At 69.3% G+C, this 14,673-nt stretch carries 14 protein-coding genes; 7 read left to right on the forward strand and 7 right to left on the reverse strand.

Annotated elements, in window-relative coordinates; translation table 11 throughout:
- Positions 1-166: 166 nt before the first annotated feature.
- Complete coding sequence (locus AC3RCE_RS15410) at positions 167-535, forward strand: hypothetical protein (RefSeq protein ID WP_492253400.1); 369 nt, start codon at positions 167-169, stop codon at positions 533-535.
- A gap of 185 nt (positions 536-720) precedes the next feature.
- The gene (locus tag AC3RCE_RS15415; protein ID WP_218294644.1) at positions 721-1,110 is read left to right on the forward strand and encodes a VOC family protein; all 390 of its coding nucleotides are present in this window, start codon (positions 721-723) and stop codon (positions 1,108-1,110) included.
- A gap of 122 nt (positions 1,111-1,232) precedes the next feature.
- On the opposite strand, the gene AC3RCE_RS15420 is transcribed toward AC3RCE_RS15415, so the two are convergent.
- The 4 genes from AC3RCE_RS15420 to AC3RCE_RS15435 form a co-directional block, all read right to left on the reverse strand.
- Positions 1,233-2,402, reverse strand: a complete 1,170-nt coding sequence (locus AC3RCE_RS15420) for a c-type cytochrome (protein WP_492253401.1) — start codon at positions 2,400-2,402, stop codon at positions 1,233-1,235.
- A 9-nt stretch (positions 2,403-2,411) separates the two neighbouring features.
- Complete coding sequence (locus AC3RCE_RS15425) at positions 2,412-3,215, reverse strand: ABC transporter ATP-binding protein (RefSeq protein ID WP_218294642.1); 804 nt, start codon at positions 3,213-3,215, stop codon at positions 2,412-2,414.
- Positions 3,209-4,294: an ABC transporter permease gene (locus AC3RCE_RS15430; RefSeq protein ID WP_492253402.1), complete on the reverse strand. Its 1,086-nt coding sequence runs from the start codon at positions 4,292-4,294 to the stop codon at positions 3,209-3,211. The genes AC3RCE_RS15425 and AC3RCE_RS15430 overlap by 7 nt, the downstream gene beginning before the upstream one ends.
- Before the next feature lie 192 nt (positions 4,295-4,486).
- Entirely contained in the window at positions 4,487-5,515 is a 1,029-nt protein-coding gene (locus AC3RCE_RS15435; protein WP_492244894.1) for an ABC transporter substrate-binding protein, read from the reverse strand.
- A gap of 161 nt (positions 5,516-5,676) precedes the next feature.
- Here AC3RCE_RS15435 and AC3RCE_RS15440 point away from each other — a divergent pair, with 161 nt between their 5' ends.
- Positions 5,677-6,342, forward strand: coding sequence for a cysteine dioxygenase family protein (locus tag AC3RCE_RS15440; RefSeq protein ID WP_492253403.1), 666 nt, complete (start codon positions 5,677-5,679; stop codon positions 6,340-6,342).
- Positions 6,343-6,373: 31 nt separating this feature from the next.
- Positions 6,374-7,978, forward strand: coding sequence for a rhodanese homology domain-containing protein (locus AC3RCE_RS15445; RefSeq protein WP_492253404.1), 1,605 nt, complete (start codon positions 6,374-6,376; stop codon positions 7,976-7,978).
- 94 nt (positions 7,979-8,072) lie between these two features.
- Here AC3RCE_RS15445 and AC3RCE_RS15450 read toward each other — a convergent pair whose 3' ends face one another.
- Both AC3RCE_RS15450 and AC3RCE_RS15455 read right to left on the reverse strand, forming a co-directional pair.
- The gene (locus AC3RCE_RS15450; protein WP_492253405.1) at positions 8,073-8,999 is read right to left on the reverse strand and encodes an aldose 1-epimerase; all 927 of its coding nucleotides are present in this window, start codon (positions 8,997-8,999) and stop codon (positions 8,073-8,075) included.
- Positions 9,000-9,021: 22 nt separating this feature from the next.
- The gene (locus AC3RCE_RS15455; RefSeq protein ID WP_492255390.1) at positions 9,022-9,954 is read right to left on the reverse strand and encodes an SMP-30/gluconolactonase/LRE family protein; all 933 of its coding nucleotides are present in this window, start codon (positions 9,952-9,954) and stop codon (positions 9,022-9,024) included.
- Between the two features lie 131 nt (positions 9,955-10,085).
- Here AC3RCE_RS15455 and AC3RCE_RS15460 point away from each other — a divergent pair, with 131 nt between their 5' ends.
- The gene (locus AC3RCE_RS15460; RefSeq protein ID WP_492253406.1) at positions 10,086-10,880 is read left to right on the forward strand and encodes an SDR family NAD(P)-dependent oxidoreductase; all 795 of its coding nucleotides are present in this window, start codon (positions 10,086-10,088) and stop codon (positions 10,878-10,880) included.
- A gap of 175 nt (positions 10,881-11,055) precedes the next feature.
- On the opposite strand, the gene AC3RCE_RS15465 is transcribed toward AC3RCE_RS15460, so the two are convergent.
- Positions 11,056-12,018, reverse strand: a complete 963-nt coding sequence (locus tag AC3RCE_RS15465; protein WP_218294635.1) for a LysR substrate-binding domain-containing protein — start codon at positions 12,016-12,018, stop codon at positions 11,056-11,058.
- Between the two features lie 118 nt (positions 12,019-12,136).
- Between AC3RCE_RS15465 and AC3RCE_RS15470 the strand changes: the two genes are divergently transcribed.
- Positions 12,137-13,591, forward strand: coding sequence for an aldehyde dehydrogenase family protein (locus AC3RCE_RS15470; protein ID WP_492253407.1), 1,455 nt, complete (start codon positions 12,137-12,139; stop codon positions 13,589-13,591).
- A 78-nt stretch (positions 13,592-13,669) separates the two neighbouring features.
- Positions 13,670-14,635 carry an ABC transporter substrate-binding protein gene (locus tag AC3RCE_RS15475; protein ID WP_492253408.1) on the forward strand — a complete coding sequence of 322 codons (966 nt, stop codon included), beginning with the start codon at positions 13,670-13,672 and terminating at the stop codon, positions 14,633-14,635.
- Positions 14,636-14,673: the final 38 nt, after the last annotated feature.

Here is a 14,673-nt window from a genome sequence, read left to right on the forward strand (position 1 = left end):
CCCGGGGCCGCCCGCTCCTTGACCCCCGTCAAGCAGGCCCGCGCCACGGGCATTTGTCCGACAGGCGGCCGATTCCTTGGATGGCGGGCAGCGCGCCCGCCCCGTCCAAGAATGAATGCAGCGAGTGACATTGCTCGCCTGCCCGCAACACGACAAGGAGAGCCCCATGAACACCCTCTCGAATCCCGTGGCCGAGGAAAAACCCATCGACCCCGACCTGGCCGCACAGGCCGTGCCCGGCCACGGCGTCCCCTCGCAGGACCCCGACCCCGCCGCGCAACATACCCTGAGCCCGAGTGAATCCGAGCGCGAGTCCAAATCCGCCCTGATGGGGGGCGGCATGATGGCCGGAGCCGCCGCCGGCGCGGCCGTGGGCGTGGCGGTGGCCGGGCCCGTGGGCGTGTTCGTGGGCGGCACGGCAGGCGCCATTGCCGGCGCCCTCGGCGGCGCGGCCGTGGGCCAGGTGGTCGAACCCGAAGCGCCCAAGGAGCCCCCGGACGAAGCCGCCGAGCCGGGATACATAGAGAAGCCCTAGCTTTCTCGCCGCCCGTGGAGCGCCATTCCGTGTACAAAGCCCGCACCCGCGGGCTTTTGTGCTTCGGGGTGGCGCGGTGGCGGCGCCAAGCCGTACCGTGGAGAATCCGGCCCACAGGCCGCCGGAATCCAGGGAGGTTCCGGCCCGGCAGCCCCTCCCCCCACGAAAACCGCGAGGAAGAACCCATGCAAATCACGCTCTCCAGCCTGTTCGTCGAAGACCAGGACCACGCCCTGCACTTCTACACCACGGTCCTTGGCTTCGAGAAGAAGCATGACATTCCCATGGGCACCTTCCGCTGGCTCACCGTGACATCGCCGGAAGGCGCCACGGGCGTCGAGCTGGTGCTGGAGCCCATGGCCTTCGCGCCCGCGCGGGTTTACCAGAAGGCCTTGTTCGAGGCGGGCATTCCGGCCACCGCGTTCATGACCCATGACATCGATGCGGAGTTCCGCAGGCTTTCGGAGCGGGGCGTGGCGTTCCGTGGCACGCCCCTGGCCATGGGGCCCATCAAGGCGGTGCTGTTCGAGGACACGTGCGGCAATCTCATCAACCTGGTCCAGCCGGGAGCGTGAGCCACCGAGGTTGGGGCGAAATGCTATCTCATTGATAGCTATCAGCGCTTGTCCAACGGCGCTGTAAGCCGTTTTCATTCATTTTCCGGGCCCTGGCCCCACGGCGGCCCAAGGCCCGGTGCTCAGTGGGGAAAGCCTCCTCGCACAAGGCGCACCGGCTCGGCGTCCATGCGGCGTATGAGCGCCTGCAGGCCATCCACCGGCGCCGTGGCGGCCCCGACCGGCGGCGCGGGCGCGGCGGTGGCCCGGCAGACCAGGTCGTCCTCGGACCACGCGGCCTTGCCGGGCTGGCCCCGCGCACGCAGCCAGCCCGCGCGGTCCACGATCAGCTGGTAGCCCGGCAGTTCGGCGGCAGACACGCCCAACACCAGGGCCAGCGCCTGCTCCACGGCGCTTTTGTGCTGCGGATCGCCCTGCGGCTGGCACTCGGCATCGGCGCCCGCCGGCAAGGCGCCCGCCACCAGGGTTACCAGGCGCGGGTCATCGGCCACCAGCGGCACGCCCGGGCCCGCCACGGCCACACGCACGCGCTGGCCCACCAGGTCCCGGCTCTGGCGGGCCCGGCCATGGCGGCACTGCACGGCCATGCCGGGCAGGCGCACGGGCCGATCCCAGGTGCCGGCCTCGCGCAGCATCTGCCCTGCGGCATGGGCCTGCAGATAGTCCAGCACGTCCCAGATCTCTTCGTCGCGCAGCGCGCTGCCCACGCCCGGCATGGTCTGCACGCCAGCGCGGTTGTGCATGCCCTCGCGCACACGCCAGAACAGCTCGCCGTCGAGCCGCTTCCACAGCAGCGCGCCGTTCAGGTTGGGCGGCCACTGGGCCAGCTGCGGGGCATCGGGGCCTTCGCCCCGGCCATCGGCGCCGTGGCAGCGCACGCAGTGCTGCTGGTAGACAGCCTGGCCGCGCACGATGCCCCCGGCAGCGAAACCGGTGGGCGACTGGTGCAGGCTGGTGGGCACGGCGGGCGCGAGCAGCAGGTGCGCCTGGGGCCAGGGGGCAAACACCAGCAATGCGGCCGCCAAGGCGATCAGCCACGGGCGCGCGCGCTGGAAGGGCAGCGACACCGCCAGGGCCAGCAGCGCGGCCCCCGCGCACAACAGGGACAGCAGCACCTGCCGCGCGTGGCCCGCGTCCACCGCCAGCATCTCGGCCGCGATGCGGTGCCCCCACGGCCATGCGGGCTGGCCATGGACTTCCGGCGCCAGGCCCAGCGCATGCAGCACCGCGCGCAGGCCCTGCTGCGCGGCGAGCAGGCCTTCGAGCAGGCCGTTCAGCAGATCCGGCGACAACCCGCTGGCCTACCAGCTCGCACCCAGGCCCAGCAACGCCAGGGCCTCGTGGCGCAGGGCCGCAAGGCGCGGGTCGCCGCGGTGGCGCGGGTAGGGCAAATCGTTCACCAGCACCTGCTGGATGCGCGCGGGCCGGTCGGAGAACACCACCACGCGCTGGGCCATGAAGAGCGCCTCTTCCACATCGTGCGTGACCAGCAGGGCCGAGAAGCCCGTGCGCTGCCACAGGTCCACGAGCTCGGTCTGCATGGTCAGGCGCGTGAGCGAATCGAGCTTGCCCAGCGGCTCGTCGAGCACCAGGAGGCTCGGGTCGTTGACCAACGCACGGGCCAATGCCACGCGCTGCGCCATGCCGCCCGACAGCTGGTGCGGGAAGGCCTTGGCAAAGTCCTGCAGGCCGACCAGGCGCAGCGCTTCGTCCACCCGGTGGCGCTGCTGGCGCAGGATGCCGCGCGCCTGCAGGCCCAGGGCCACGTTGTCCCACACGGTGCGCCAGGGAAACAGCGTGGGGTCCTGGAAGACCACGATGCGCGAGGGATCGGGGTCGGTGATGGGCGCGCCGTCCTGCAGCAGCTCGCCCGTGGTCGCGGGCTCCAGCCCCGCCACCAGGCGCAACAGCGTGCTCTTGCCGCAGCCGCTGGGCCCGAGCAGGGCCACGAACTCGCCGGGGGCGATGGACAGGTCCAGCTCGTCGATCACGTGCAGCGGGCCGGCGGGCAGGTCGAACCAGTGACTCACATTGCGCACGTCGATGCGTGCGCCCGTCACTTTGGCTCCCACACCCGCTTCAGGGGCGGTCGCGGTGCTCACCATTTCACCACCCCCTTCTGCCACGACAGCACCCGGTCGCGCAGCACGAACAGCAAGGTGATCACGCCCGAGAACAGCAGCGCCATGACGATCAGCGCGGCGTACATGTTGGGGTACGCCGCCCAGCCCTGGGCCCAGGTCAGGTACCAGCCCAGGCCGGCCTTCACGCCCAGCATCTCGGCCACCACCAGGGTGGAGAACGCCGCGCCCAGGCCCATGAACAGGCCCACGAACACCTGCGGCAGCGCCGCCGGGATGGCCACGCGCAGCACCAGGAACCAGGGCGACGCGCCCATGGTGCGCGCCACGTCGTAGTAGTTCTTGTGCACGCCCGCCACGCCCGACCAGGTGAGGATGGCGACCGGGAAGGCCGTGCCCAGCGCGATCAGGAAGATCGCCGTCGACCAGCTGGACGGAAAGAAGTAGAAGCTCACCGGCAGCAGCGCCGTGGTGGGCACGGGGCCCAGGATGCGCAGCACCGGGTGGATCCAGTAGCTGGCCTGGCGCGACCAGCCGATGAGCACGCCCGTGGTGAAACCTGCCGCCGCGCCGATGGCGATGCCCAGCCCCAGCAGGCGGACCGATGCGCCCGCGCTTTCCAGCAGGCGCGCCCAGTCGGTGGCGTAGACCTCCACCAGGCTTTGCGGCGGTGCGAAGAACGGGGGCGGCAAGGTGCCCAGCTTGGCGGTGAACACCTCCCACACCGTGAGGCCGGCGGCGATGGCCACCAGCCAGGGGCCGGTCCGCCGCACCTTGTGGCCCACGGGCCCCAGCGCGCCCGCAACGAACGCCAGCACCGCCAGAAGCACTGCCACGGCACCGGCACCGATGGCGAATTCTTCGGTGAATGCCCACTCGCTGAAGCCTGCCGGCTTGTTGGGCCACAGGTAGGTCAGCAGGCCCAGCGCCGCCCAGGCGGCGGCGGCCAACAGGCCCGTCCGCCAGAAGGCGGGAATGGGCCGGGCCGCGCCGAATGCGGCGGGCGCGGCCACCTTCGCGGGAGGCGCCGCGGGGCGTCGCGCCCGGGGCGCCTCGGCCACGGAATTGGGCGCTGGCAGGATATGGTCGGCAACGGTGCTCATGGCAAACTCCGGTGAATGTCAGCTCGTGTGGCGATGCGCATCGCCCACAACCCGTGAAACTGGCGCGCCCACAGCCAGTGCGCCCGCGCAAGGGCCACCGCACCGCGCCGAGCTGGGGGCGTCCTCCTCCCGCATTGCGCGGCAATGCGAGAGAGGGGTGAAGGCGCGAAGCGACTCAGGGAATGCGTCACTTCAGGCCAGCACGTCGGCATGCACGTGGGCGGCGAAACGTGCGGGATCGGTGGAGGGCTTGAGCACCCCCACCAGCTTGAAGTCGCGCGCATAGAACTCGATCTCCTGGCGCAGCGCCGTGCCCACGGGGTGGCTGCGGTGCGTGAGCGTGCCCAGCACGGCGCGCAGGTCGTCCTGCGGCACCTTGGAGTAAGGGCTGAAGATGCGCGCCGTCTCGTTCGGGTTGTCGGCCACGAAGTCCGAGGCCTCGATGATGGCGCGCGTGAGGGCCGCGGCCGTGCCCTTGTCGTTGCGCACCATGGCGCCGCTCACGCCGAGCACGCAGCAGGTCTTGGCCGCGTACTCGCCCGAGAGGTTGGAGGCCAGGTCCACCAGGCCCTTGGTGCGGCGCTGGATCAGCAGCAGGTTGGGGTCGCCGTCGGCAATGGCCTGGGCCTCGCCCTTTTCCACGGCCAGGCCCAGCATGTCGCCGGGGAACTGGCGCCATGTCACGTCCTTTTCGGGGTTCAGGCCGGCCTTGGTGAGCAGCACCGAGAAGAAGTTCTTGCCCGGGCTGTTGAGGTCCGACACGGCAATGGTCTTGCCCTTGAGCTTTTGCAGGCTGGTCACGCCCGCCGCTTCGTAGCCCACCAGGCGCGAGCAGCCACCGTGCGAGCTGCCCACCAGCTTCACGTCGAAGCCCGACTCCAGCGGCTTGATCCAGCGGTGCACCATGCCCAGGCCGGCGTCGGCCTTGGAGGTGGCGATGGTCTCCAGCAGCTGGTCGGTGGAACCGGCGAAGTTGACCAGCTCGACCTTGAGGCCGTGCTTTTCGAAGATGCCACGCTCGATCGCCACCGGGGCGGCCGACAGGCAGATGGCATTGGCGTTCCACGCCAGCTTCACCTCGCGCAGCTTGCCGGCGGCCAGCACGTGGCTGCCCACCACGCCCGAGGCGCCCACCACCGTGGCCGCGCCCGTGGCCCGCAGCAACTGCCGGCGCGACCAGCGCGCTTCTCCCCCACCCAGAATCTGACCCTTGTTGTTCATGCCCTGCACCTTTTGTGTGAAAAAGACAAAATGGCCGCGCATCCGCAGCCCGCTGACCGCATTGCATGCGCACGGGCACCAAAAGAGAACGAAGAAAAACGGAGATGCATATGCAAAAGATTCCACACACCCCCGCGCCGGACACTGGTGCAATACAGCGCATGAATGCCCTCGCCTCCACGGCCCTGCCGCAGCCCGCCTCGTGCGCGACACCAACGTCCACAGCGCCCGACACCGCCCGCCTGCGCCACTTCGTGCGGCAACTGGCCGCGCTGGTGGAAAGTACGCCGCCGGAGCCAGAATTGCTGGCGCGCGGCGGCGCCCTGCTGGGCGCCCTGGTGGCCCACGACGACTGGCTGCCGGCCGCGTTTGCGCAGCCGAACCCCGACCGCTACCAGCAGTACCTGCTGCATGCCGATGCGCTGGGCCGCTTCTCGGTGGTGAGCTTTGTGTGGGGCCCGGGCCAGGCCACGCCCATCCACGACCATACGGTGTGGGGCCTGATCGGCATGCTGCGCGGCGCCGAAGATTCGCAGGCATTCGCCCGCACCGCCGATGGGCGCTGGGCGCCAGAGGGCGCACCGCACCGGCTGCGGCCCGGCGATGTCGATGCCGTGTCGCCCACCATCGGCGACGTGCACCGGGTGAACAATGCGTGGGAGGGCCAGACCTCCATCAGCATCCACGTGTATGGCGCCAACATCGGCGCCGTGCAGCGCAGCGTGTACCTGGAAGACGGCACGGCCAAGCCGTTCATCTCGGGCTACAGCAATGCGACGCTTCCGAACATCTGGGACCTGTCCCGCAACCCGGCGCCCTCGGCCTGAACCTGTTTTCGAAGACCCGTACGATTTCCCCATGACTGCTTCCACCATTCCAGAGACTTCCGTCCTCCAGGTCCGCGAGGCCCTGCTCGCCCGCGAGGAAATCGCCCTGCTCGACGTGCGCGAGGAAGACCCCTATGCCCAGGGCCACCCGCTGTTCGCCGCCAACCTGCCGGCCAGCAAGATCGAGCTGGAGGCCTTCGCGCGCATTCCCCGCCGCGACACCCTCATCGTGGTCTACGACGATGGCGAGGGCCTGGCCGAACCCGCGGCACGCACGCTCCAGCAGCTGGGCTACACCCGTGTGACCCTGCTGGCGCGCGGCCTGCAGGGCTGGCGCGATGCCGGGGGCGAGCTGTTCATCGACGTGAACGTGCCCAGCAAGTCCTTCGGCGAGCTGGTGGAGGCCGAGCGCCACACGCCCTCGCTGGCGGCTGAAGAAGTGCAGGCGCTCATCGACGCCCGGGCCGACGTGGTGGTACTGGACGCGCGCCGCTACGACGAGTACCACACCATGAACATCCCCACCGGCGTGAGCGTGCCCGGCGCCGAGCTGGTGCTGCGCGCGCAGGCGCTCGCGCCCAACCCGGCCACGCAGATCATCGTGAACTGCGCGGGCCGCACGCGCAGCATCATCGGCACGCAGTCGCTGGTGAACGCGGGCATCCCCAACCCCGTGGCCGCGCTGCGCAACGGCACCATCGGCTGGCTGCTGGCCGGGCAGACGCTGGAACGCGGCGCCCGCCGACGCTTCGACCCCGCCGTGCACATCGACCGCAATCAGGCACCGCAACAGGCGCGCAACGTGGCCGACCGGGCCCGCGTGCAGCGCGCCCAGGCCGGCGACCTGGCGCGCTTCGTGGCCGAGGCCGGCCGCACCACCTACCTGCTGGACGTGCGCACGCCCGAGGAGTTCGCGGCCGGCCACCTGCCGGGCTTTCGCAACACCCCCGGCGGCCAGCTGGTGCAGGAGACCGACCACACGGCCGCCGTGCGCGGCGCGCGCCTGGTGCTGGTGGACGACGACGGCGTGCGCGCCAACATGAGCGCATCGTGGCTGGCCCAGATGGGCTGGGAAGTGTGGGTGCTCGACGGCGCGCAGCCGGCGGATTTCAGCGAGACCGGCGCCGTGGCCAACACCGTGCCCGAACCCGAAGGCCCCATCGCCTGGGCCACCCCCGCCCAGCTGGCGGCCTGGCTGCAAGACGGCGGCGCCGACCACACAGCCGTGCTGGACCTGACCACCAGCGCCAACTACACGCTGCGCCACATCCCCGGCGCGTGGTTCGTGATCCGCTCACAGCTCGCGCAGGCCGTGCAGTCCATCCCGCGCGCGCAGCGCTATGTGCTCACCTGCGGCAGCAGCCTGCTGGCCCGCTATGCCGCGCAGGACCTGGCCCGCCTGACGGGTGGTGCCGAGGTGGTGGTGCTGGAGGGTGGCACGCTGGCCTGGATCGCCCAGGGCCTGCCGCTGGAGCATGGCGAGACGCGCCTGGCCTCGCCGCGCATCGACCGCTACCGCCGCCCGTACGAAGGCACCGACAGCCCGCGCGAGGCGATGCAGGCCTACCTGGACTGGGAGTTCGGGCTGGTGGAACAACTGGGGCGCGACGGCACCCACGGGTTCCGGGTGATCTGATTCACTATCGATTTAATAGCTGCCAGCGCATGATTCACTAGCGCTACCGGCTGATTTAGCTACAAACCCACTTCTGGGGCGCCCCCCGGGGCGCTCACAACGCCCCGTACCGCCACGACACGTTCATCGCCAGCACCTCGCCCTGCGCCAAGCTGCGCAGGCCGGGCTGGCCCGGTTGGTGGAAAGCATCGATGGGCTGGGTGATGGGCTCAAAGCAGAACGCCGGGCCCTGCGGCGGGCGGTACACCAGGCAGTAGTGGTGGGCCGCGCCGCCGTCCTTGTCAAAGTCTGGCATGTGGGCGGTAAGGCGCAGCCCGCGCTCGGGCCAGTCGATCTGCGCGGTGCCACCCCAGCCGGTGTAGGCGTTGTCGATCAGGCCGCCGTTGGCGGGAGCGCCGCTGTTCAAGTCCCAGCCAGGCGGAAACTGCTGCGTGTGCTCCGTGGGCAAAGGGTCGTCGCCACACAGCCACACGCCCTGCACCGGCGCCGTGATGCGCGTGCCCGGCGTGCGCGGAAACCAGGGATGCAGCCCCAGGCCATAGGGCAGCGGCTGGGCACCACGGTGCTGCACCAGCACGCCCTGGTCCAGGCCGCCCTCCACGAGGCGAAAGGTCTGCACGCACTCATAGTCGTACGGGTTGCCGTCAAAGCCTTGCGAGCGCAGCGTCATCTGCAGCGTGTCGGGCGCGGGCTGGGCCATCTCCCAGGGCTGCAGCCAGCCATCGCCGTGGATGGGGTACGGCTCGCCAGCGCGGTTGGGCCGCACGGGATGGAACTGCCCGGCGTGCGTGAAGCCGCCGCCGCTGATGCGGTTGGACCAGGGCACCATGGCGAAGGAGGCCATCTTGTACAGATCGGGCGTGGCCCCGTCCCAGGGGCGCCAGAGGTCGATCCGGCCGCCGGGCTGCCGGGGGTCGTCGATCTGCCAGGCGGCCACGCTGCCGCCCAGCGAGGGGACCAGCCCCAGGTGCTGGCCCGCGTGGCTCAACCAGGTGATGGGGTGGGTGGTGGCGTCGCTCATGCGTATGCTTTCGTGAAGGAGGTCAGCCGCCGAACAGATGGGCCGGCACGCCGGGGCTGTCGATCTCGATGGCAAACACGCTGCCGGCCAGCGGCTGTGCAGCGAGCTGCTCGGGCGTGAGGCCGACCCGCGCGGTGGTGATGAACAGCGTGCGCAGGTCCGCGCCGCCAAAGGCGCAGGTGGTGACCTGGCCCGCGGGCAGCACCACGCGGCCCAGTTCCTCGGCCGTCTCGGGGTCGTGGCAGGTCACGCAGTGGCCGCCCCAGTGGGCGATCCAGAGGCGACCCAGGGCGTCGGTGGTCATGCCGTCGGGCAGGCCATCCTCGGCACTGAATCGTTTCCACACCTGCTTGTGCGACACGGTGCCGGCGGCGGCATCAAAATCGTAGCGCCAGGTGATGGAGCTGAGCGTATCGTTGAAGTACAGGCACTGTCGGCCCTCCACCAGGGCCCAGGTGGGCCCGTTGGTCACGACGAAGCCCTCGTCGTGGCGCGTGCAGCGGCCGTCGGGGTCGTAGCGGTAGAGCGCGCCGGTGGGCAGCTGGCAGTCGAAGTCCATGCTGCCGCCCCAGAAGCGGCCCTGCGCGTCGCACTTGCCGTCATTGAAGCGGTTGCCCGGCAGCTCGGCCACGGGCTGGTGCAGGTAGCGCGGGGCGCTGTCGGTGGCCGGGTCGAACAGCGCAAAGCCGCGCCGCAGGGTGATGATCAGGCCGGGCGCGTCCCGGCGCTCGGCCAGGGCCGAGATCTCTTCGTCGAAGCTCCACTGCGTCTGCACGCCCGTGGCCGGGTCCAGCCGGTACAGGCGGCAGCCCAGGATGTCCAGCCAATACACCACCTGCTCACGCACGGACCATACAAGCCCCTCGCCCAGCTGCGCATCGGCTTGGACCACGCAGCGCAGGGGCGCCGTGAGGGTGGGGACGGGAAATCGCGACGGCGCAACGGCCGCTGCCATGGGACTCTGGTTGCTCAAAGCTTGTCTCCTGTTTGTTGTTTAGCTGCCTGCCTCTTGACGCCGGGCATCTTATCAACGTCAATTGATGCATGGAATGATTATTTTTGGAATTTTTTGATATACAAATTGCAATGACAACTGCTATCCATATCCCCTCCCAGCCCGCCACGCTCGCCCACTTTCCCAGCCTGCAAGGCCGATCGGTCTTCGTCACGGGCGGGGGCAGCGGCATCGGCGCGGCCATCGTCGCGGCGTTCGCCGAACAGGGTGCGCGCGTGGCCTTCGTGGACGTGGCGCGCGAAGCCAGCGAGGCGCTGGCCCAGCAGATCGCCGACGCGGGCCATGCCCGACCCTGGTGGCAGGTGTGCGACGTGCGCGACATCGCCGCGCTGCAGGCGGCCATCGCCGAGGCCGCCGCCCAGGGCGACTTCTCGGTGCTGGTCAACAACGTGGCCAGCGACGACCGCCACACGCTGGAATCCGTGACGCCCGACTACTACGACGAGCGCATGGCCATCAACGAGCGCCCGGCCTTCTTCGCCATCCAGGCCGTGGTGCCCGGCATGCGCCGCCTGGGCGCGGGCTCGGTGGTCAACCTGGGCTCCACGGGCTGGCAGGGCAAGGGCGCGGGCTACCCCTGCTATGCCATTGCCAAGTCGTCGGTGAACGGGCTCACGCGGGGCCTGGCGCGCACGCTGGGCCAGGACCGCATCCGCATCAACACCGTGTCGCCCGGCTGGGTGATGACCGAGCGCCAGATCAAGCTCTGGCTCGACGCCGAGGGCGAGAAGGAACTGGCGCGCAACCAGTGCCTGCCCGACAAGCTGCGCCCGCACGACATCGCGCGCATGGTGCTGTTCCTGGCGTCCGACGATGCCGCGATGTGCACCGCGCAGGAATTCAAGGTCGACGCCGGCTGGGTGTGATTCGGACCATCCCCCTGAGTCGCTTCGCGCCTTCCCCCTTCTCTCGAATGGCTGCGCCATTCGGGAAGGGGGACGCCGCCAGCGCGGCGGGGCGGCCCTTGCGCGGCGGTCCTGGCCTATGCCGCGCCAGTATCGAGCGGCACCGACAAGCACAAGCTCCGACAGGGAAGCACGCTCAGTCTCCCGCTTCCAGCCGGCGCCCGTACTGCACCAGGCTGGTCTGCTTGAGAGCCTTCATCATCACCTTGGCGGCGGGCGACAGCAGGCGGTCGCTGCGGGTGATGATGCCAAAGGCGTCCATGTGGCAGGGCATGGCCAGCGGCAGGATCGACACCATGCCGTGCGATGCGTAGTAGTGCGCCACGTCGGCCCCCACCACGGCGATCATGTCGCTTTGCTGCAGCATGCGCGTCATGAACAGCAGGGCCGCGGTCTCCACCACGTTGACCGGCGGCGCCAGCCCCTCCTGCTGGAACATCAGGTCGAAGCGGTGCCGCAGCACGCTGCCCGCGGGCGGCACGATCCAGCCCGCGGCCAGCACGTCGCGCAGGGCCAGGCCCGGCACACCCAGCAGGGGGTGGCCCGGGCGGGTCATGGCGCAGACCAGTTCCTCGCTCAGCGGCTCGTAGCGCAGGTTGGCCTTGTCGTGCTCCTCGAACAGCCGGCCCACCAGGATGTCGAGCTTGCCCTGCTCGAGCCGGTCCATCAGCACCGGGCTGGTCTCGATATCGAGCGAGATGCGCAGGCTCGGGTGCTCCTGCTTGACCAGGGCCACGGCGGCGGGCAGCAGGCTCAGGCCCGGCGAGGTGATGGCCCCGATGCCCACCTGGCCGAAGTGCCCGGTCTTGAGCGCCGCCAGCTCCACATGGGCCTGGTTCAGGCTGGCCAGCGCCATGCGTGCGTGGCGGATCATGGTCTCGCCATACCAGGTGGGGCGCATGCCGCGCGGCAGGCGCTCGAACAGCGACACCTCCAGCACATCCTCCAGGTCCTTGAGCAGCTTGGAGGCCGCCGGCTGGGTCATGCTGAGCACCTGGGCCGCGCGGTGGATGTTGCCCTCCTCGGCCAGGGCCACCAGCAAGAGCAGCTGGCGCGTCTTCAGGCGTGCGCGGATGAACCAGTGGTTGTAGGTGCTCATGGGGTTTTCCAGAATGCGTGGACGTATATGTATTTTGTCAAAAAAACTATTAGATTGATATCTAAATCGATCTTAGACTTTGCCGCACATCCGCACCAAGGTTCTTTCCCAGGTTCCCATGAAACTCGGCGACACACAGCAGCTCACCCCCCGGCACCTCATCAATGGGCGCTGGGAGATCGGCACCACCACCGGGGTGAGCACCAACCCGTCGGACACCCGTGAGGTGGTGGCCGAATACGCCCGGGCCGACCGCAACCAGACCGAACGCGCCATCCGCGCCGCCGCCGACGCCCTGCCCCACTGGAGCCAGAGCAGCCCCCAGCGCCGCGCCGACGTGCTCGACCTGATCGGCAGCGAACTGCTGGCGCGCAAGGACGCGCTGGGCACGCTGCTGGCCCGAGAGGAAGGCAAGACCCTGCCCGAGGCCGTGGCCGAGGTGGCCCGCGCCGGCCAGATCTTCAAGTTCTTTGCCGGCGAGGCGCTGCGCATCCCGGGCGAGCTCATGGCCTCGGTGCGCCAGGGCGTGCAGGTGGACGTGACCCGCGAGCCCGTGGGCGTGGTCGGCATCGTCGCCCCCTGGAACTTCCCGTTCGCCATCCCGGCCTGGAAGATCGCCCCCGCCCTGGCCTATGGCAACACGGTGGTGTTCAAGCCGGCCGAGCTGGTGGCCGCCTGCGGCTGGGCCCTGGCCGAGATCATCAGCCGCTGCGGCCTGCCGGCCGGCGTGTTCAACCTGCTCATGGGCAGTGGCCGCGAGGTCGGGCAGACCCTGGTGGACCACCCGCTGGTGAATGCGATCAGCTTTACGGGATCGGTCGATACCGGAGAGCGCATCCTCAAGTCGGCCACCGCGCGCCGCGCCAAGGTGCAGCTGGAGATGGGCGGCAAGAACCCGCTGGTGGTGCTGGCCGACGCCGACATGGACCAGGCCATCGACTGCGCGCTGCAGGGCTCGTACTTCTCCACCGGCCAGCGCTGCACGGCTTCGAGCCGGTTGATCTTGGAATCGGGCGTGCACGACGCTTTCGTGGACCGGCTGCGCCAGCGGCTCGTGGCCCTGAAGGTGGGCCATGCGCTCGAGCGCGGCACCGAGATGGGCCCGGTGGCCGATGCCGGCCAGCTGGAACAAAACCTGTCTTATTTGGAGATCGCCCGGAGCGAGGGTGCCCAGCATGTCTGGGGCGGCGAGCGCCTGGAACGCGCCACGCCCGGCCACTACATGGCCCCGGCGCTGTTCCTGGCCCGGCCCGAGCACCGTATTGCCCGCGAGGAGATCTTCGGCCCCGTGGCCTGCGTGCTGCGCGCCGACGACTACGAGCATGCGCTGGCCCTGGCCAACGACACGCCCTATGGCCTGTGCGCAGGCATCTGCACCACTTCGCTCAAGCACGCCATGCATTTCAAGCGCAATGCCGTGGTCGGCATGACCATGGTCAACCTGCCCACGGCGGGGGTGGACTTCCATGTGCCCTTCGGCGGGCGCAAGGATTCGAGCCACGGCCCGCGCGAGCAGGGCCGCTACGCCGCCGAGTTCTACACCACGGTCAAGACCGGCTACATGCTGGCCTGAAACGCCCGCTTCCCTTTCCCCGCAGTGCATTTCTTTCTTCCACAACAGCGTCAACAACAGACAGACAGGAGACAAATGATGAAACTGAACCGCCGGACCCTCGTATCCGCCCTTGCCTGCGCCCCCGTGGCCGGGCTGCTCCCGGGCGCCGCCTGGGCCCAGAAACCCATCGTGCTGGGCTTCAGCCAGGTGGGTGCCGAGAGCGAATGGCGCACCGCCAACACCGAGTCGATCAAGTCCGCAGCCAAGGAGGCGGGCATCGAGCTCAAGTTCTCCGACGCCCAGCAAAAGCAGGAGAACCAGATCAAGGCCATCCGCTCCTTCATCGCGCAGAAGGTGGATGTGATCGCCTTCTCGCCCGTGGTCGAGTCGGGTTGGGAGAACGTGCTGCGCGAAGCCAAGGCCGCCAAGATCCCCGTGGTGCTGACCGACCGCTCGGTCAACGTCAAGGACCAGTCGCTGTACGTGACCTTCATGGGCTCGGACTTCGTGGAAGAAGGCCGCAAGGCCGGCCGCTGGCTGGTGGACAAGATGAAGGACCACAAGGGCGACGTCAACATCGTCGAACTGCAGGGCACCGTGGGCTCGGCCCCGGCCATCGACCGCAAGAAGGGCTTCGAGGAAATCGTCAAGGCCGACCCCAAGTTCAAGATCCTGCGCTCGCAGACCGGTGACTTCACGCGCGCCAAGGGCAAGGAGGTGATGGAAGCCTTCCTCAAGGCCGAGGGCAAGAAGATCAACGTGCTCTACGCGCACAACGACGACATGGCCATCGGCGCGATCCAGGCCATCGAGGAAGCCGGCCTCAAGCCCGCCAAGGACATCACCATCATCTCCATCGACGCGGTCAAGGGCGCCTTCGAGGCCATGATCGCCGGCAAGCTCAACGTGAGCGTGGAATGCAGCCCCCTGCTGGGCCCGCAGCTGATGACGGCCGTGAAGGACATCAAGGCCGGCAAGGCGGTGCAAAAGCGCATCGTGACCGAGGAAGGCATCTTCCCGATGGAAGTGGCTGCCGCCGAGTTCCCGAAACGCAAGTACTGATGATGCCGCTGCTGTCGGCGCCAAGCCGGCAGCATGGC

The organism is Acidovorax sp. GW823-FHT05D11, assembly GCF_058795695.1.

Bases quoted from the DNA above. Each gene is read 5' to 3' on its own strand.
- AC3RCE_RS15410 (WP_492253400.1), top strand. From the start codon at position 167: ATGAACACCCTCTCGAATCCCGTGGCCGAGGAAAAACCCATCGACCCC.
- AC3RCE_RS15415 (WP_218294644.1), top strand. From the start codon at position 721: ATGCAAATCACGCTCTCCAGCCTGTTCGTCGAAGACCAGGACCACGCC.
- AC3RCE_RS15425 (WP_218294642.1), bottom strand. From the start codon at position 3,215: ATGGTGAGCACCGCGACCGCCCCTGAAGCGGGTGTGGGAGCCAAAGTG.
- AC3RCE_RS15430 (WP_492253402.1), bottom strand. From the start codon at position 4,294: ATGAGCACCGTTGCCGACCATATCCTGCCAGCGCCCAATTCCGTGGCC.
- AC3RCE_RS15435 (WP_492244894.1), bottom strand. From the start codon at position 5,515: ATGAACAACAAGGGTCAGATTCTGGGTGGGGGAGAAGCGCGCTGGTCG.
- AC3RCE_RS15440 (WP_492253403.1), top strand. From the start codon at position 5,677: ATGAATGCCCTCGCCTCCACGGCCCTGCCGCAGCCCGCCTCGTGCGCG.
- AC3RCE_RS15445 (WP_492253404.1), top strand. From the start codon at position 6,374: ATGACTGCTTCCACCATTCCAGAGACTTCCGTCCTCCAGGTCCGCGAG.
- AC3RCE_RS15450 (WP_492253405.1), bottom strand. From the start codon at position 8,999: ATGAGCGACGCCACCACCCACCCCATCACCTGGTTGAGCCACGCGGGC.
- AC3RCE_RS15455 (WP_492255390.1), bottom strand. From the start codon at position 9,954: ATGGCAGCGGCCGTTGCGCCGTCGCGATTTCCCGTCCCCACCCTCACG.
- AC3RCE_RS15460 (WP_492253406.1), top strand. From the start codon at position 10,086: ATGACAACTGCTATCCATATCCCCTCCCAGCCCGCCACGCTCGCCCAC.
- AC3RCE_RS15465 (WP_218294635.1), bottom strand. From the start codon at position 12,018: ATGAGCACCTACAACCACTGGTTCATCCGCGCACGCCTGAAGACGCGC.
- AC3RCE_RS15470 (WP_492253407.1), top strand. From the start codon at position 12,137: ATGAAACTCGGCGACACACAGCAGCTCACCCCCCGGCACCTCATCAAT.
- AC3RCE_RS15475 (WP_492253408.1), top strand. From the start codon at position 13,670: ATGAAACTGAACCGCCGGACCCTCGTATCCGCCCTTGCCTGCGCCCCC.